Annotated in this window: 17 protein-coding genes and 1 pseudogene; 10 read left to right on the forward strand and 8 right to left on the reverse strand. The window is 40.7% G+C overall.

Annotated elements, in window-relative coordinates; all coding sequences use genetic code 11:
* Positions 1-7: 7 nt before the first annotated feature.
* Positions 8-412, forward strand: a complete 405-nt coding sequence (locus FTU05_RS03355; RefSeq protein WP_180135168.1) for a nuclear transport factor 2 family protein — start codon at positions 8-10, stop codon at positions 410-412.
* Positions 413-615: 203 nt separating this feature from the next.
* Positions 616-1,707: a YheT family hydrolase gene (locus FTU05_RS03360; RefSeq protein ID WP_180041005.1), complete on the forward strand. Its 1,092-nt coding sequence runs from the start codon at positions 616-618 to the stop codon at positions 1,705-1,707.
* A 38-nt stretch (positions 1,708-1,745) separates the two neighbouring features.
* Here the strand turns inward: FTU05_RS03360 and FTU05_RS03365 are convergent, their stop codons facing one another.
* Positions 1,746-2,921 (reverse strand): MFS transporter, encoded by a 1,176-nt coding sequence (locus FTU05_RS03365; RefSeq protein ID WP_180164229.1) that lies wholly within the window; start codon positions 2,919-2,921, stop codon positions 1,746-1,748.
* Position 2,922: 1 nt separating this feature from the next.
* On the reverse strand, positions 2,923-3,729 hold the full coding sequence (gene dkgB / locus FTU05_RS03370) for a 2,5-didehydrogluconate reductase DkgB (protein ID WP_218953229.1): 807 nt from the start codon (positions 3,727-3,729) through the stop codon (positions 2,923-2,925).
* A 110-nt stretch (positions 3,730-3,839) separates the two neighbouring features.
* Between dkgB and FTU05_RS03375 the strand changes: the two are divergent.
* A pseudogene (locus FTU05_RS03375) lies at positions 3,840-4,723 on the forward strand (LysR substrate-binding domain-containing protein).
* A gap of 111 nt (positions 4,724-4,834) precedes the next feature.
* On the opposite strand, the gene FTU05_RS03380 reads toward FTU05_RS03375, so the two are convergent.
* On the reverse strand, positions 4,835-5,248 hold the full coding sequence (locus FTU05_RS03380; RefSeq protein ID WP_180164231.1) for an internalin: 414 nt from the start codon (positions 5,246-5,248) through the stop codon (positions 4,835-4,837).
* A 229-nt stretch (positions 5,249-5,477) separates the two neighbouring features.
* On the opposite strand from FTU05_RS03380, the gene FTU05_RS03385 reads away from it, so the two are divergent.
* The 7 genes from FTU05_RS03385 to FTU05_RS03415 all read left to right on the forward strand — a co-directional run bounded on the left by FTU05_RS03385 (position 5,478) and on the right by FTU05_RS03415 (position 12,420).
* Positions 5,478-7,118: a CTP synthase gene (locus FTU05_RS03385; protein ID WP_180106466.1), complete on the forward strand. Its 1,641-nt coding sequence runs from the start codon at positions 5,478-5,480 to the stop codon at positions 7,116-7,118.
* Positions 7,119-7,149: 31 nt separating this feature from the next.
* Positions 7,150-8,007, forward strand: coding sequence for a 3-deoxy-8-phosphooctulonate synthase (gene kdsA / locus FTU05_RS03390; protein ID WP_168378626.1), 858 nt, complete (start codon positions 7,150-7,152; stop codon positions 8,005-8,007).
* A gap of 64 nt (positions 8,008-8,071) precedes the next feature.
* A complete protein-coding gene (eno, locus tag FTU05_RS03395; RefSeq protein WP_180040999.1) occupies positions 8,072-9,361 on the forward strand; it encodes a phosphopyruvate hydratase in 1,290 nt (429 codons plus the stop codon).
* 16 nt (positions 9,362-9,377) lie between these two features.
* Positions 9,378-9,770, forward strand: coding sequence for a septum formation initiator family protein (locus FTU05_RS03400; RefSeq protein WP_078188520.1), 393 nt, complete (start codon positions 9,378-9,380; stop codon positions 9,768-9,770).
* Complete coding sequence (ispD, locus tag FTU05_RS03405) at positions 9,733-10,458, forward strand: 2-C-methyl-D-erythritol 4-phosphate cytidylyltransferase (protein WP_180040997.1); 726 nt, start codon at positions 9,733-9,735, stop codon at positions 10,456-10,458. The genes FTU05_RS03400 and ispD overlap by 38 nt, the downstream gene beginning before the upstream one ends.
* Positions 10,459-10,543: 85 nt before the next feature.
* Positions 10,544-11,680, forward strand: a complete 1,137-nt coding sequence (rodA, locus tag FTU05_RS03410) for a rod shape-determining protein RodA (RefSeq protein WP_180007840.1) — start codon at positions 10,544-10,546, stop codon at positions 11,678-11,680.
* Positions 11,681-11,748: 68 nt separating this feature from the next.
* Positions 11,749-12,420: a hypothetical protein gene (locus FTU05_RS03415; RefSeq protein WP_257222583.1), complete on the forward strand. Its 672-nt coding sequence runs from the start codon at positions 11,749-11,751 to the stop codon at positions 12,418-12,420.
* Positions 12,421-12,440: 20 nt separating this feature from the next.
* On the opposite strand, the gene FTU05_RS03420 is transcribed toward FTU05_RS03415, so the two are convergent.
* Genes FTU05_RS03420 through cydP form a run of 5 tightly spaced genes read right to left on the reverse strand, consistent with a single transcriptional unit; the run spans position 12,441 to position 15,792 of the window.
* A complete protein-coding gene (locus FTU05_RS03420; protein ID WP_078188516.1) occupies positions 12,441-12,743 on the reverse strand; it encodes a cyd operon YbgE family protein in 303 nt (100 codons plus the stop codon).
* Between the two features lie 3 nt (positions 12,744-12,746).
* Entirely contained in the window at positions 12,747-12,848 is a 102-nt protein-coding gene (cydX, locus tag FTU05_RS03425; RefSeq protein WP_002120988.1) for a cytochrome bd-I oxidase subunit CydX, read from the reverse strand.
* A 24-nt stretch (positions 12,849-12,872) separates the two neighbouring features.
* Positions 12,873-14,018 carry a cytochrome d ubiquinol oxidase subunit II gene (cydB, locus tag FTU05_RS03430; RefSeq protein WP_168378622.1) on the reverse strand — a complete coding sequence of 382 codons (1,146 nt, stop codon included), beginning with the start codon at positions 14,016-14,018 and terminating at the stop codon, positions 12,873-12,875.
* Positions 14,015-15,601 (reverse strand): cytochrome ubiquinol oxidase subunit I, encoded by a 1,587-nt coding sequence (locus FTU05_RS03435; RefSeq protein WP_180022131.1) that lies wholly within the window; start codon positions 15,599-15,601, stop codon positions 14,015-14,017. Before FTU05_RS03435 ends, cydB begins: the two co-directional genes overlap by 4 nt.
* Positions 15,601-15,792: a cytochrome oxidase putative small subunit CydP gene (gene cydP / locus FTU05_RS03440; protein ID WP_078188513.1), complete on the reverse strand. Its 192-nt coding sequence runs from the start codon at positions 15,790-15,792 to the stop codon at positions 15,601-15,603. Before cydP ends, FTU05_RS03435 begins: the two co-directional genes overlap by 1 nt.
* Between the last annotated feature and the right edge of the window lie 339 nt (positions 15,793-16,131).

Genomic DNA, 16,131 nt, shown 5'->3' on the forward strand with positions numbered 1-16,131 from the left:
CATAAACATGACTATTGAAATAACAAAAAAATCTGTTGCACGTTGGCACGAAATGCTCGACACACGGGATATGAATATTTTAAATGAACTCTTGGCAGAGGATGTGGTGTTTCGTTCACCTGTCGCGTTTAACCCATATCCAGGTAAGCCTGTAGTAACTTTTATTTTGACCAATGTGATTCAAATTTTTGAAAATTTTACCTATCACCGTGAGTTTTACTCAGAAGATGGTTTAAATGTGGTGCTTGAGTTTTCTGCCAATGTTGGCGAGAAAAAATTAAAAGGGATCGACATGATTCAGTTTAATGAACAAGGACAGATGATTGATTTTGAAGTCATGCTCCGTCCGAAAAGTGGCTTGGAAGTATTGGCGGCGAAAATGGGTGAGCGCATTATGCAATATCAGCCTTGAATCTGCTGATTTTTAAATGCTCATCACAGAATGATAAAAAGCATGATGGATATTGTCATGCTTTTTGCTTATGAGGTTTAAGTAAACAAATATTGCTAGTGAGATATGGTTTTGTAGATACGTTTGTTTAATGGGCCTTGTTGGTCAAAGTGAAAAGATTGAAATGATTTGCTGTAGTGCGAAGCGAGGTGAAGGTAAGGTCAATGAATAATGTGATGCATAAAGGGCGTCTGGCTCTTTTAAATTTTGTAGATCATGCCATCGGTGCGGAAATACCACAGCTTTATTATCATCCTGAAGGGCAAATGAAACATGTGGTGCGGAAGTTAAAGCAACTACATGAAAAATATCGTCCTACGCCTTGGCTGTCGAATACTCATGCACATTTACTGTATTTTGATGTCATTAAAAAGCGCCAAGTGAAGCTTAAATACGACGCTATAGAGCAACTGACCATGGCTGATGGAGGGATCACAGCCATTGCATGGTTGGGTTTAGATTTACCTGCGGATGTGCCAACTGTGGTGCTCATGCATACGATTACGGGAACGCCTGAAAGTATGCGAGAAGTGGTTCGGGATCTTCATCTATATACAGGTTGGCGCATTGCACTCTGTTTAAGACGTGGCCATGCCAATTTACCTATGCCAGTTGCCAAAATAAATTTATTTGGTTCAACAGATGACTTACGTGAACAGATTGCCTGTATTCAGCAGAAATTTCCCGAATCGTGTTTGTATGGCGTCGGTTCATCTGCAGGAACGGGGCTATTGGTCCGCTATTTAGGCGAACAAGGTGAGGAAACACCACTTAAAGCGGCTTTTGCTTTATGTCCGGGCTATGACACCGAACTTGGTTTTAAAAATGTCCATCCTTTTTACAGTAAAATGATGACCAAGAAGCTCTTTCAGAAATTTGTAGAACCCTATTCTGCAACATGGTCAACAACACCATCTTTAATAGAAGTACTAAAAAGTAAAAATTTGGCGCAGTTTGAGCGTGCTTATTTCCAAATGGCTGGTTTTACTGATTATGAAAGTTATGCAAAATCTACCAATCCAATTTATGTATTTGAAAATCTTAAAATTCCTTTGATGATTTTAAATGCCGAAGACGATCCTATTTGCCACATTCAAAACTTTGAGCCCTATAAAGAATTAATCCGCTCTTTGCCGAATGTTGTGGTGGTAACCACCAAAAAAGGCAGTCACTGTGGTTATTATGAAGGTCTAGTGGAAACCCATTCATGGGCAACCAAATTAATGGCAGATTTTTTAAAGTTATATGCGAACTAAAAAATAGCCTACTTTGGGTAGGCTATTTTAAGTGTGTGTTACTCGGCTTGTGGGCAACATGCAGTTGTTTGAGGTTTAAGCTTCATCTGTATCAATACTAAAATCAACGCTATAGCGCTCAGTGTAGCGCCTGCATAAGACACTGCAGCATAGCTGAGGTTAAGATTTAGCACTGCGGCACCTGCAACAGCGCCCAAAGCATTTCCAAGATTAAATGCACCAATATTCACTGAAGAAGCGAGGCCTGGTGCATCGTGAGCGACTGTCATAACACGCATTTGTAAAGGTGGTACAACGGCAAAGGCTGCTGCTCCCCAGATGATTAATGCAATCGCCGCGCCAATGGTGGATGTTGCTAAAATTGGAAATAACAGCATCATCAGCATGAGTAAGACTAAAAAGCCAATCAAGGTTTTATCTAAGGATTGATCTGCAAACTTACCACCGAAATGGTTACCAATTGAAAATCCGATCCCGATTAAAACCAACATGAAAGTGATAAGTTCAGGGCTTGCATGGGTAAAGACTTTTAAGCTCGGTGCGATATAGGTATAGAGCGCGAACATAGCTCCAGCACTCATTACCGTGGTGAGCAGTGCTAAAACAACAGGCATGCGTGTTAATACTTTTAACTCTGCTCGTACATCAGGTTTTTCGGTCTGTTGCCGATGGGGCAGTGCTTTCCATAATGCCAACATGGTGATGATGCCCAGTAAGGTGATGGCCGCAAAAGACATACGCCAACCGATATTTTGCCCCACCCATGTTGCGAGTGGCACGCCGCCAATATTGGCAATGGTCAAGCCCATAAACATCATAGCAACGGCACTGGCTTGTTTATCTTTTGGAACAACACTTGCTGCGACGACAGAGCCTAAGCCAAAAAAGGCGCCGTGGTTCAAACTCGTCACTAAACGCGCAGCCATTAAACCGAGATAATTGGGTGCAATCGTTGCCAAAATATTACCGATGGTAAAGATTGCCATTAGTAAAATAAGGGCAGTACGTTTAGGAAAACGTGCTAACCATAAGGTCATTAATGGGGCACCAATCATGACGCCAACGGCATAGGCACTAATCAGTAAGCCCGCTTGAGGAATGGAAACCGATAAATCTGCTGCGATTTCAGGCAAAAAACCCATCGGTGAAAATTCTGTTGTGCCAATTGCAAAAGCACCTACGGCTAATGCAATTAATGGAAAATTGAATTTCATATTAAATATCCCACACTGGAGCAAGTTCAGGTGGGTTCACTTCACGTGCATTTCTGTCTAGTGTGACAATGGCCTGCATCTGTTCTGATGTTAAATGAATGTCTTGAGCTTTTAAGTTACTGGTTAAATGTTCACGTTGGGTTGACGATGGAATTACGGCATAACCCTTTTGCAGCGCCCAAGCGAGTGTCACTTGTGCAACTGAAGCTTGGTGTTGTGCTGCAATATCAGAAAGTATTGGGTCATTTAGCACTTTGCCATAAGCCAAGGTCATATAAGAGGTGACATCAATATTTTGCTGTTTTAAGTAAGTCGCAAGTCGTTCATTTTGAAGATAAGGACTCAGTTCAATTTGATTGGTTGCAATCTGCTCAGCACCTATACTGTCAATAGCTTGTTGAGTAAGCTCAATATTAAAATTAGATACACCAATATATTCAGTCAAACCTTGTTTTTTTGCCTCAAGTAAATGTCCCATTAATTCTGGAATATTGACTCCAAGTGCAGGTGCAGGCCAATGAATAAGTGTGAGGTTAACTGCATCCGTCCTTAATTTAATTAAGCTGTCTTTTAGACTGGGTATCAGTTTGTCGGCAGCATAATTTTCAGTCCAAATTTTCGTGGTTAAGAAAATATCAGCTCGATTGACCTGACTTTCATCGATTGCTTGGCCTACTTCTGCTTCATTACCGTAGATTTGTGCGGTGTCTACAGCACGATATCCAACTTCTAAGGCAGTTTTAACAGAATGAATGACAGTGTCACCTGTCAAACGGAAGGTGCCGACACCAAATTGAGGAACAATCATCAGGAATTCTCTTTTTTTGAGTTGATGCTATTGTGCTGCTAATTTTATTGAAGAAAAATGCATGAGTTTGGAATATATTATTGATTAAAAATCACGAATTCGAATATGCAATGAAATCGACCATTGAGGAGCTTCAGGCTTTTACTGTTATTGTAGATAGCGGCTCTATTATTAAAGCAGCAGAAAGACTGGATCAAACAGCATCTGGTGTAAGCCGCGCATTACAGCGTCTGGAATCTAAATTAAATGTAACCCTGTTGGAACGAACAACCCGCAAAATTAAGCTGACGCAGGAGGGCAATTATTTTTAGCTAAAACACGGCGGATATTGAATGATTTGAGCGAAGCGGAAGATTCCCTGCTGAAATTAGATGCAGATATATCGGGTTTGGTGCGAGTCGATTCTGCGATTTCGTTTATTCTGCATATGATCGTTCCCTTAATTCCAGAATTTAATGCGCGTTATCCGCATATACAGATTGAATTGGTGAATCATGATCAAGTGATTGACTTATTAGAGCATAAAGCGGATGTCGCAATTCGCTTTGGGAAATTAAACGACTCCAGTTTGCATGCAAAACTCATCTATAAGAGTCGACTGTGTTTGGTGGCGAGTCCTGAATATCTTAAGCAGCATGGACGTCCGCAAAATGCTGATGAGCTAACCGCACATGCTTTACTTGGATTTAGTCAAATTACCCATATGAATACTTGGCCGATCCAAGTCGCAGGGAAGCCTTTGACAATCCGACCAAACATTAAGGCATCAAATGGTGAAACGTTACGCGAGCTTGCGATTCATGGGATGGGCATCGCTTGTCTTTCGATTTTTATGTTAGAAAAAGATATTGCAGAAGGACGATTGGTACAACTTTTAGACGATCAAATTGAGCCACATGAACAGCTTATTCATGCTGTCTATTATCAACAAGAGCATTTACCGAAACGTGTTCGTTTATTTATTGAATATTTAGCTGAAAAATTACAAGAATAGTTGTGAGAAAAACAGTGCATCGTCGGGTACAGATTTTTATTTACATAGAAACAATAAAAAACCCGACTTTTGCCGGGTTTTTTTGATCATTTGTTTGATAAAACTTCGATCTTAGTTCTCTAAAGCTGGTGTTGCAGCAGCAATGGCAGCAGCTACGGCGTCATCTTCAGACTGTGCAGAACCTGAGTTTTGTTTAGGTTGAGCAGCTTGCGCAGGTTTTTCTGCTGCTTTAGGTGCTTCTGCTTTTGGAGGAGGAGCTTCTGCAGGAGGAGTAGGTTCACGACGAATTTCAGTTGTTGTATTCGGTGTCTCTTCACGAATCACTTCAACTTGCTGTTGAGTCGTTTCTTCAACAACGGGTTGTTCTTCAACTGGTTCTAATTGTGTAGGTACAGATGCTGTTGGTTCAGATGCTGCAACTTCAACCTGTTCCTGTTCTTCTTCTTTTGGTGCTTCTTTTTTTACACATGCTGTAAGAAGTAGACCTGTTGCGATTGCACCGCAGATTAAAAGTTTCTTATTCATAATTACACAAAACAAAAAAGTGTGGATTGGATAAATGCATTATAACAGCAAATAAGAATATAGAAATGATAAGAACTTACTCTAAATTTTTATGATAATTGCTGTTACAATAGCCAATTGTTAATTGTTCTATGAATTGATGCGGAATGACTTTGCTTTCTTGGTACAGAGTAAAGTAAAATCGCACAACATTGTAGGCCAATTTAGGCTCCATTGTACGAGAAACTTAATGACCCATTTTATTTTCGTTACTGGTGGTGTTGTATCATCACTAGGTAAAGGTATTTCAGCTGCATCAGTGGCTGCGCTTTTAGAAGCCCGTGGTTTAAAAGTAACCATGGTAAAAATGGATCCATACATTAATGTCGATCCAGGGACTATGAGTCCATTCCAACACGGTGAAGTTTTTGTCACAGAGGATGGTGCTGAAACTGACTTAGACTTGGGTTATTACGAACGTTTCTTGCGTCGTGCGAAAATGACCAAACTGAACAACTTTACTTCAGGACGAGTGTACCAAGATGTCTTGAATAAAGAACGTCGTGGTGACTACCTCGGTGGTACAGTTCAAGTTATTCCACATATTACTGACAATATTAAAGAACGTGTTCTTCGCGCAGGTGAAGGCTATGACGTTGCGATCGTTGAGATCGGCGGTACAGTAGGTGACATTGAATCTCTCCCATTCATGGAATCTGTACGTCAACTTATGGTCGAACTAGGTCATAAGCGCACAATGTTAATGCACTTAACTTTACTCCCATACATTAAGTCAGCTGCTGAATTAAAAACCAAACCAACTCAACACTCTGTAAAAGAGCTTTTATCGATTGGTATTCAACCAGACATCCTGATCTGCCGTACAGAGCATGATGTTGATGCTGATACTACACGTAAAATCGCGTTATTTACGAACGTTGAAGCACGTGCAGTTGTGGTATGTAAAGATGCGCGTTCAATTTACCAAATTCCACGTACTTTCTATGAACAAAACGTTGACGATTTAATTTGTGAACGTTTTGGTTATAGCGATCTTCCAGAAGCTGATCTTACAGACTGGGATAACGTTGTAGATGCATTACTGAACCCTGAATACACAGTTCGTGTAGCGATGGTTGGTAAATACGTTGAACTTCCAGATGCATACAAATCTGTAAACGAAGCACTTTTACATGCGGGTATTCAAAACCGTGTGAAAGTTCAAATCGACTACGTCAATGCAGAAGAGCTTGAAAGCCAAGATGTAAACGACGTATTAAAAGACGCGGATGCAATCTTAGTGCCAGGTGGTTTCGGTGAACGTGGTACAGAAGGCAAAATGAAAGCGATTCGTTTTGCACGTGAAAACGGTGTACCGTTCCTCGGCATCTGTTTAGGTATGCAGTTGGCTGTGATCGAATATGCGCGCAACGTTGCGGGTATTAGCGATGCAACTTCAACTGAATTTAACCGTTCTACAAAATCACCATTGATTGGTCTAATCACTGAATGGTTAGATGAGCGCGGCGAAGTTCAACAACGTAATGCAGATTCTGACTTAGGCGGCACAATGCGTCTGGGTGCTCAAAAATCTGAATTGGTTGCAGGAACAAGAACTGCACAAGTTTACGGTTCTGAAGAGATCGTTGAACGTCATCGTCATCGTTATGAAATGAACAACCGTTATATCCCAGTGCTTGAAGAAAAAGGCATGAAGATTTCAGGTTATTCTCCAGTACAGCGTCTTGTTGAAACTGTTGAAATTCCTGAACATCCTTGGTTTATTGCTGTACAATTCCATCCGGAATTTACAAGTTCACCACGTGATGGACACCCATTATTCGCAGGCTTTATTGATGCTGCTAAAAAGCAGTACCAAAAAGCGAAATAATGTGTTTTTGACTAAACCAGGAAGAGTTTAAATGTCACAATTAAAACCAAAGGAAATTGTACGTTTAGGCGATATACAAATGGCAAATCATTTGCCATTTGTACTATTCGGCGGCATGAACGTACTTGAGTCAAAAGACCTTGCTTTTGAAATTGCTGAAACCTATGTGGATATCTGCAAACGCTTGGATATTCCATATGTGTTTAAAGCAAGTTTTGATAAAGCCAATCGTTCAAGCTTGAACTCTTTCCGTGGCCCAGGCCTGGAAAAAGGAATCGAGTGGTTAGCTGACATTAAAAAACACTTTAATGTGCCGATTATTACTGACGTACATGAACCATACCAAGCTGCGCCTGTTGCTGAAGTTGCGGATATTATCCAACTTCCTGCATTTTTAAGCCGTCAGACTGACCTTGTTGAAGCGATGGCGAAAACTGATGCCATCATCAACATCAAAAAAGCACAGTTCCTCGCACCACACGAAATGCGTCATATTCTGCATAAGTGTTTGGAAGCAGGGAATGACAAACTGATTCTTTGTGAACGTGGTTCAGCATTTGGTTACAATAATTTAGTTGTAGACATGTTGGGCTTTGACATCATGAAAGAAATGAATGTCCCTGTGTTCTTTGATGTTACGCATGCGCTTCAAACGCCGGGTGGTCGTGCGGATTCTGCAGGTGGTCGTCGTGCGCAAATCACGACACTGGCACGAGCAGGTATGGCGACTGGTTTAGCAGGATTGTTCTTAGAAGCTCATCCAGATCCAGAAAATGCCAAATGTGACGGTCCATGTGCGCTACGCATGTCACAGTTGGAACCTTTCTTGGCACAGTTAAAAGAGCTCGATACCTTAGTTAAAGGTTTCGCAAAGTTAGACACACACTAATTCGATACACATTGATGCGTCACTTTTGACGCATCATTTTTATTAATCAACTGAGGAATTGTTCATGAGTCAAATCGTTGACATTCGTGCACGTGAAATTTTGGACTCTCGTGGTAACCCTACCATCGAAGCAGACGTAACCTTAGCCTCTGGCGTTGTAGGCCGTGCATGTGCACCATCTGGTGCTTCAACTGGTTCTCGTGAAGCTTTAGAACTTCGTGACGGCGACAAAGCTCGTTACTTAGGTAAAGGCGTTAAAACTGCGGTTAACAACGTTAACACAGTAATTCGTGATGCATTGTTGGGTAAATCAGTATTCGAACAAAAAGACATTGATAACACAATGATCGCGCTTGACGGTACTGAAAACAAAGAAAAATTAGGTGCGAACGCAACTTTAGCGGTATCGCTAGCTGCTGCACGCGCTGCTGCTGACGAAAAGAAAATTCCACTTTTCCAATACATCGCAGACCTTCGTAATAACAGCATTTTGACTATGCCTGTTCCAATGATGAACATCCTAAATGGTGGTTCACATGCAGACAACAACGTAGACATTCAAGAATTTATGATCGAGCCAGTTGGCTTCACTTCATTCTCTGAAGCTTTACGCGCTGGTGCTGAAATTTTCCACTCATTAAAATCTGTATTGAATCAAAAAGGTTTAAACACAGCAGTGGGTGATGAAGGTGGTTTTGCGCCAAACTTACGTTCTAACGAAGAAGCAATTACAGTAATTCTTGAAGCAATTGAAAAAACTGGCTACAAAGCAGGTTCAGACATTATGCTTGCGCTTGACTGTGCATCTTCAGAATTCTACAAAGATGGTCAATACATCCTTGCAGGTGAAGGTAATAAAGCATTCACAAGCAACCAATTTGCTGACTACCTTGCTGGTTTTGCGAAACAATACCCAATCATCTCAATTGAAGATGGTTTGGACGAGTCTGATTGGGAAGGTTGGTCTTACCTCACTTCAATCCTTGGCGACAAAATCCAATTGGTTGGTGATGACCTATTCGTTACGAATCCTAAGATTCTTCAACGTGGTATCAACGAAAAAGTGGGTAACTCGATCCTGATCAAGTACAACCAAATCGGTACGTTGACTGAAACTCTAGATGCAATCTACCTTGCGAAAGCAAATGGTTACACTACAGTAATTTCACACCGTTCTGGTGAAACTGAAGATTCTACAATTGCGGATCTTGCAGTAGGTACAGCAGCGGGTCAAATCAAAACTGGTTCACTTTGCCGTTCTGACCGTGTAGCGAAATATAACCAATTACTTCGTATTGAAGAATTGACTAATGCTGCATATCGCGGTAAAGCTGAGTTCAAAGGTTTGAACTAAGCAGATCATGCTATCTATGTTAAATGTATTTGACTCCAAAGCGAGTAAAGCATTGTTGGGCCTTGCGATCTTTTTGATCGCAGGGTTTCAATATTTATACTGGTTCGGTGAAGGTGGTTATCATCAACATCAACAACTGAGTCAGAAAATACAACAACAAGTCGAACTCAATGACGAATTAAAAGAACGAAATCGTGTGCTTGCCGCTGAGGTATACGATTTAAAAAATGGCGTTGAAGCTATTGAAGAGCATGCTCGTCTAGATTTAGGTTTAATTAAACCGCATGAAACTTTCGTACAGATGAGTACGATCAGTACTCAGTACAAACCAATTTATATTGATCCAAACGCAAAAGTAGACCTACGTACCAATGAGTCAGAACCCGCCGAACTTCCACCCGAACCTTAAATTGTGGGCCATTATTCCTGCTGCTGGTTCAGGAAGTCGATTTTCTAAAACTGAACTAAAACAATATCAAAACATTGCGGGTCTAACGGTGCTTGAACACACAGTTGCACGTCTCAACCAATTGCCTTTAACAGGCTATGTATTGGCTATAGGCGAGCAAGATAATGTTGCGCAGACCTTGGCACTCACTAATCAAGAGAAGGCTCATTTTTGTTTAGGCGGTGCAGAGCGTGTGCATTCTGTACTCAATGCATTGCAATATCTATCTAAGATTGCCAATGATGATGATTGGGTATTTGTTCATGATGCAGCACGACCATGTGTCTCACAGTTGAGTTTAGAAGATTTAGTTCAATCGGCAGTAGAAACTGAGCAAAGTGCGATTCTCGCCATTCCCGTACGCGATACATTAAAACGAGTTGAAACGGCGCCACTTATATCAACAACGGTAGATCGTTCAACTTTATGGCAAGCACAGACACCACAAATTGCCAAATTGGGTGTACTTAAAAATGCCATTGAACAAGCGCTTGCCGCTGGTGCGACCATCACAGATGAGGCAAGTGCTTTAGAATTTTTCGGTGAGCATGTCAATGTCGTGCAGGGTCGTTCGGACAATATTAAAATTACCTATCCTGATGACTTGGAATTGGCACGTTTAATTTTAGCGTCTCAAGTTAATAGATGATTATTTCAAGGAATATTTAAGGGAAAGTGATTTTTACTGTCGCTTTAATCTATAATTCCCGCATCCTTTTTAGATCTGTTTCGCAATGATCCCTTCTCAACAGTATCGTTTTTTACGTCAGTCATTACGCGATGGCCGCAGTATAAAACACGATTCTTCTCGATGGGCTAAACTTCATTTAGACCCGTGGTTACTTTGCTTCTTGGTACTCAATGCAATATTGGGGCTGATGGTTGTCTATAGTGCGACCGCAGAAGACTCGGGAATGGTGCTGCGTCAAGCCACAAGTTTTGGCGTGGGCTTTATTGTGATGCTGATCTGCGCGCAAATTCCACCCAAAGTTTACCAATCTATGAGTCCGTACTTATATGCCATCGGTATATTTTTACTGTTGTTGGTTTTGGTTATTGGTGAAAAAAGGATGGGGGCGAAACGCTGGATTAGCTTGCCGGGTATCGGCAGTATGCAGCCGAGTGAGTTTATGAAATTTGCCATGCCACTGATGATGGCGTGGTATTTTGCGCGAAAACCATTTCCACCGAAATTTTTACAAATCGTCGGGGCATTAATTTTATTATTGATTCCATTTGCATTGGTCGCTTTACAGCCCGACTTGAATATTGGTTTGATTATTCCGGGTATTTTTGTTTTATTTTTAAGTGGTATGTCTTGGCGTTTGATTGCAGGTGCTTTAACAGCCTTTGCGATTGCAGCACCTGTACTCTGGATGTTCTTTTTGCAGGAATATCAGAAAAAACGTGTACTGACGTTATTTGACCCGGAGTCTGACGCGCTTGGTGCAGGTTGGAATATTATTCAGTCTAAAATTGCCATTGGTTCAGGTGGTTTAATGGGTAAGGGTTATACCGAAGGGACACAGTCGCACTTGGGTTATCTTCCAGAGCATCATACTGACTTTATTATGTCGACCTATGCAGAAGAATTTGGCTTTATTGGTGTTTTCCTTTTATTTAGTTTGTTTACAGCAATTATTGTTCGCTGTCTGATTATTGGACTAAATTCTTTCCATAATTTTGGACGACTTTATGCAGGGGCGATGGGCTTAACTTTCTTCTTCTTTGTATTTTTGAACTCAGGTATGGTTAGTGGGATTTTGCCTGTAACAGGCGATCCATTACCTTTGATGAGTTATGGGGGGACGGCAGTCATATCCATGCTTGCAGGTATGGGGATTGTGATGTCGATTCATACGCATCGTTAAATTTTAAAGCTGGAATTAATCCGGCTTTTTTTATATTTAAAATTTTGGCATTTAAAAAATGGAAGCTGATGTTGATAGATATTTTTCGTGATTCTGAATCGATGTTGGATGAGCTATATAACGAGTTAAGTCATTCAGCATTTATTGGTGGCGTGCAGCGACTTGATTTAGTCTATGAATGTTGTGAATTATCCATGGAGCATGGTGAAGCCATTTTACAACTTTTAGAATCACGCCAAGATATATCTGCACTCGCATTATTTCGAATTCAATTTGAAGCTGTGGTGAGGGCATATTGGTTACTAATGGTTGCCTCTAATATAGAAATTCAGAAATTTGAAATTCAACGAGAAGAAGAGTTGCTTCAGAATGTGAAAATTCCTACCGTAGCTGAAATGATTACAAAGTTAGAAAATGTTGTAGAAATTAAGCATATTGTTGAAATGTTTAAAGAGTTTAAGTTCTATTCGTTAAAGCATTTGCATTCGATTGTGCATACTGGTCGAAACTCATTAATTCAGCGAAAAGCTGGGTTGGCGGATGCTCAGCGCATAATAATAGTGAAGCAAGTCAATGGATTTATCATAATGGCAGCTCAAATTTTGCTAAGGCATGCCGCTAAAGAAAAATATATTCATCATATCCATGAAAAATTTAGAGGCTGTTTTCAAATGCAAGACGATATTACAGCAGAAAAAAAAGCCGAAATTGATCGTAAATATAATAAAGCCCTCAAGTGAGGGCTTTATTTAGATATTAATTAATGTAGGAACCATGTGTAGTAGCCCCATAACATGAGTGGCCAAGCGAGGAAGGGGCTAAAAAGCCATTTCCAGAACCAATGGTGTGGTGTAAAACCCACACCATGCACAAAACCACCTGAAATACCTATCATGATGAACATCAGCGCTCGATGGCTATATCCACCATTGTCATCCAGCATGGCAGCAGGATGTACAAGTAACACGGCTGCCAAAGGAAAAGCTAACAGGCAGGAAATGACCATTGCAAATTTATTTGGCTTCTTTTCTACAAGTGATTTTTCTACAGCAGCATCAGTCATTTGTTATTCCTCATCTAGATCTTGATGATGTTCGATGTAAAGCGCACTAAGTACACCTGCAAAACATGCCATCAAAATACCGAGAATCCAAGCAAAATACCACATCGTCTTTTCTCCTTAGACACAGCCTTAGTATAGGCTGTGTGAATTCTCTTCAATATGTTTGTTAGTGACTACACCCCACATCTTGTAGTAACACCAAGTTGTGTAGCACAGGATAAGTGGGACAAAAATACATGCTGCAACTGTCATCACAGTTAGGGTATTTTTACTTGATACCGCATCCCACATAGTCAAACTTACAGTTGGGTTGATGCTCGATGGCATAAGGAAAGGGAACAATGCAAAACCAGCAGTTAAGATTGCACCAATGACTGCCAAGCTTGAACCAAGGAAGCTGAAACCTGCTTTACCTTTACCTGCGGCAAGGATGATGATCAGCGCACCTAAAATAGCCATGATTGGCGCAATCATAGTAATTGGATAAGTACTGTAATTGTTCATCCAACCTGGGTTGGCATTGGTGATCACTTCTTTAGCTAATGGGTTTGCAACGCCATTAGTGTCAAACGGTTGAGCTAATGTGTAGCCTTGGATATTACCGAAGTATAACCATGCGCCTGCCAGTAAGAAGCAAACTAAGAATACGATACCCATAAGCTGAGTTGCTTTTGCAGAGCGTGCGCGTAGATCGCCGTCTGTACGAAGCATGAGCCATGCACCACCGTGAGCGCAAAGCATAGATAAACTCACGATACCGCAAACTAAAGCGAATGGGTTAAGCAGTGCAAAGAAGCTCCCTGTATAAGTCGAGCGAACAGTTTCGTCCATAGTGAATGGAACACCAAGGAACATATTACCAAACGCAACACCAAATACGAGGGCAGGAACGGCACCACCAATTGCTAAACCCCAGTCCCAAGAATTACGCCACTTGGTATTTTCAAGTTTAGAACGGTAGTCAAAACCGACTGGACGTAAGAAGAGAGCGAAGAGTACCAGTAACAGCGCCCAATACATGCCTGAGAATGCAGTTGCATATACCATTGGCCATGCTGCAAACAGTGCACCACCGGCAGTAATAAACCATACTTGGTTACCGTCCCAGTGTGGGGCAATCGTATTGATTGCCGCACGACGTTCTTCGTCTTTTTTACCTACGAATGGCATGATCGCCATTGAGCCCATATCGAAGCCATCGGTGAGGGCGAAGCCGATCAGTAGGACACCGACTAAAACCCACCAAATGATTTTGAGTAATTCATATTCGATCATGCTTGAGCCTCCTCATTTGCCTTTTTTGCAGCTTCAAGTTTCTCGAAGTGGTATTTACCAGTATGTAGAGAACTTGGGCCAAGGCGTGAGAATTTAATCATTAAGTACATTTCAATGATCAGCAGTACAGTGTAGAACGCTGCCAATGCAAGGATAGAACCCCATACATCACCTGTACTTAAGCTAGAAGCTGAAAGATGTGTAGGTAGAACTTCACCGATAGTCCAAGGTTGACGACCAACTTCGGCAACATACCAACCTGTTTGTGCTGCAATCCAAGGTAATGGCAGGGCAAATAAAGCAAACTTTAATAACCAAGGTTTGTTTTCTGCATTACGTTTACCGACAGCAAAGGTAGCAAGTACGAACAGAAGGAGCATTAAGAAACCAGAAGCAACCATTGCACGGAATGCCCAGAACAAGCTTGGAACATGTGGAATAGTGTCTTTTGCAGCAGCTTTGATTTGATCATCAGAAGCATCGACCACTTTGTCTGTGTATTTTTTCAGAAGCAGACCATAACCCAAGTCTTTTTGAGACTCAGCAAATGCTGCTTTAAGTTCAGGAGACGTATCGCCTGCACGAAGTTGTTCTAACTGTGAGTAAGCCACCATACCGTTACGAATACGCGCTTCGTGTTGTACGATCAGGTCTTTAATACCTATCACTTCTTTGTCAGTTGAACGTGTTGCAATAATCCCCATGACATAAGGAATTTTGATCGCGTAGTCAGTAGACATGGTTTCTTTATTTGGAATACCAAACAAAGTGAATGGCGCTGGAGCTGGGTGAGTGTCCCATTCAGCTTCAATTGCAGCAAGTTTAGTTTTTTGTACATCACCAATTTCATAACCAGATTCATCACCTAGTAAGATCACTGAAAGTGTAGAAGCTAAACCAAAGATAGCAGCGATAGCGAATGAACGACGCGCAAATGGCAAGTCACGCTTTTTCAATAAGTAGTAACTTGAAATTGCCAGTACGAAAATAGCACCAGTCACATAACCTGCAGATACGGTATGTACGAATTTAACCTGAGCCACAGGGTTGAAAATCAATGCACCGAAGTCCACCATTTCCATACGCATGGTTTCATAGTTAAAAGCAGAACCAACAGGGTTTTGCATCCAACCATTGGCCACTAAAATCCATAGTGCAGACATGTTCGAGCCAAGCGCAACTAACCAAGTGACAGCCAAATGCTGAACTTTGGATAGGCGATCCCAGCCGAAGAAGAATAAACCAATAAATGTTGATTCAAGGAAGAATGCCATCAGACCTTCAATGGCTAATGGTGCACCGAAAATATCACCGACATAGTGCGAGTAATACGCCCAGTTAGTACCGAACTGAAACTCCATGGTCAAACCAGTAGTAACACCTAATGCGAAGTTAATACCGAAGAGTTTTCCCCAGAATTTAGTCATGTCTTTATAAATTTCTTTGCCAGAAATCACATAGGTGGTTTCCATAATGGCAAGAATAAAAGCCAGACCTAAAGTCAGCGGAACAAAAATAAAGTGATACATCGCGGTCATTGCAAATTGGAACCGCGAAAGATCGACCACGCTTTCAGAAATCATCAACGTGTCTCCTTGATTTGGGAAGGACTGCCAGCAATATGCTCGGCAACTTGATTGTCAAAGTTTTTAGGGATGGTAGGGGCGTCGAACCAGATGTTCTTAATGATCATTAAAATAATCACTTTAATTATTAGTATTGCGGTTATTTCTCTGACCACACGACGATTTAAATCTTTGAATTTTAAGCTCATGGAGATAAGCCTATTCTTTAAACTTGTACTATATTATTAACAAATATACACAAAAAGCAAATAGGTTGAACAGTTAAAATAAAAATATATTATTAAAGTGTTTTAATACAATAACTTAATCGTTTTAATGATTTAAAAATAAACTAATTCTGTTATTTAAATACCTGACTAAAATACTTATATTTAAACTTTTTAAACCCGACTAAATTGCTTATGTATCTAATTTAAATTCTGACTAATTTACTATATTTACTAAAAGTTATATTGTTAATAATGAGAATCTTTATTGAATGAATAAGATTTGTATTTATTATTTTTAAGTTTAGCTAAATAAATCCG

The organism is Acinetobacter sp. YH12049 (genome assembly GCF_013419875.1).
Classification (GTDB): domain Bacteria; phylum Pseudomonadota; class Gammaproteobacteria; order Pseudomonadales; family Moraxellaceae; genus Acinetobacter; species Acinetobacter amyesii.

Excerpts from the sequence above, each read along its gene's own strand:
- FTU05_RS03355 (WP_180135168.1), top strand. The coding sequence starts at position 8 with ATGACTATTGAAATAACAAAAAAATCTGTTGCACGTTGGCACGAAATG.
- FTU05_RS03360 (WP_180041005.1), top strand. The coding sequence starts at position 616 with ATGAATAATGTGATGCATAAAGGGCGTCTGGCTCTTTTAAATTTTGTA.
- FTU05_RS03365 (WP_180164229.1), bottom strand. The coding sequence starts at position 2,921 with ATGAAATTCAATTTTCCATTAATTGCATTAGCCGTAGGTGCTTTTGCA.
- dkgB (WP_218953229.1), bottom strand. The coding sequence starts at position 3,729 with ATGATTGTTCCTCAATTTGGTGTCGGCACCTTCCGTTTGACAGGTGAC.
- FTU05_RS03380 (WP_180164231.1), bottom strand. The coding sequence starts at position 5,248 with ATGAATAAGAAACTTTTAATCTGCGGTGCAATCGCAACAGGTCTACTT.
- FTU05_RS03385 (WP_180106466.1), top strand. The coding sequence starts at position 5,478 with ATGACCCATTTTATTTTCGTTACTGGTGGTGTTGTATCATCACTAGGT.
- kdsA (WP_168378626.1), top strand. The coding sequence starts at position 7,150 with ATGTCACAATTAAAACCAAAGGAAATTGTACGTTTAGGCGATATACAA.
- eno (WP_180040999.1), top strand. The coding sequence starts at position 8,072 with ATGAGTCAAATCGTTGACATTCGTGCACGTGAAATTTTGGACTCTCGT.
- FTU05_RS03400 (WP_078188520.1), top strand. The coding sequence starts at position 9,378 with ATGTTAAATGTATTTGACTCCAAAGCGAGTAAAGCATTGTTGGGCCTT.
- ispD (WP_180040997.1), top strand. The coding sequence starts at position 9,733 with ATGAGTCAGAACCCGCCGAACTTCCACCCGAACCTTAAATTGTGGGCC.
- rodA (WP_180007840.1), top strand. The coding sequence starts at position 10,544 with ATGATCCCTTCTCAACAGTATCGTTTTTTACGTCAGTCATTACGCGAT.
- FTU05_RS03415 (WP_257222583.1), top strand. The coding sequence starts at position 11,749 with ATGTTGATAGATATTTTTCGTGATTCTGAATCGATGTTGGATGAGCTA.
- FTU05_RS03420 (WP_078188516.1), bottom strand. The coding sequence starts at position 12,743 with ATGACTGATGCTGCTGTAGAAAAATCACTTGTAGAAAAGAAGCCAAAT.
- cydX (WP_002120988.1), bottom strand. The coding sequence starts at position 12,848 with ATGTGGTATTTTGCTTGGATTCTCGGTATTTTGATGGCATGTTTTGCA.
- cydB (WP_168378622.1), bottom strand. The coding sequence starts at position 14,018 with ATGATCGAATATGAATTACTCAAAATCATTTGGTGGGTTTTAGTCGGT.
- FTU05_RS03435 (WP_180022131.1), bottom strand. The coding sequence starts at position 15,601 with ATGATTTCTGAAAGCGTGGTCGATCTTTCGCGGTTCCAATTTGCAATG.
- cydP (WP_078188513.1), bottom strand. The coding sequence starts at position 15,792 with ATGAGCTTAAAATTCAAAGATTTAAATCGTCGTGTGGTCAGAGAAATA.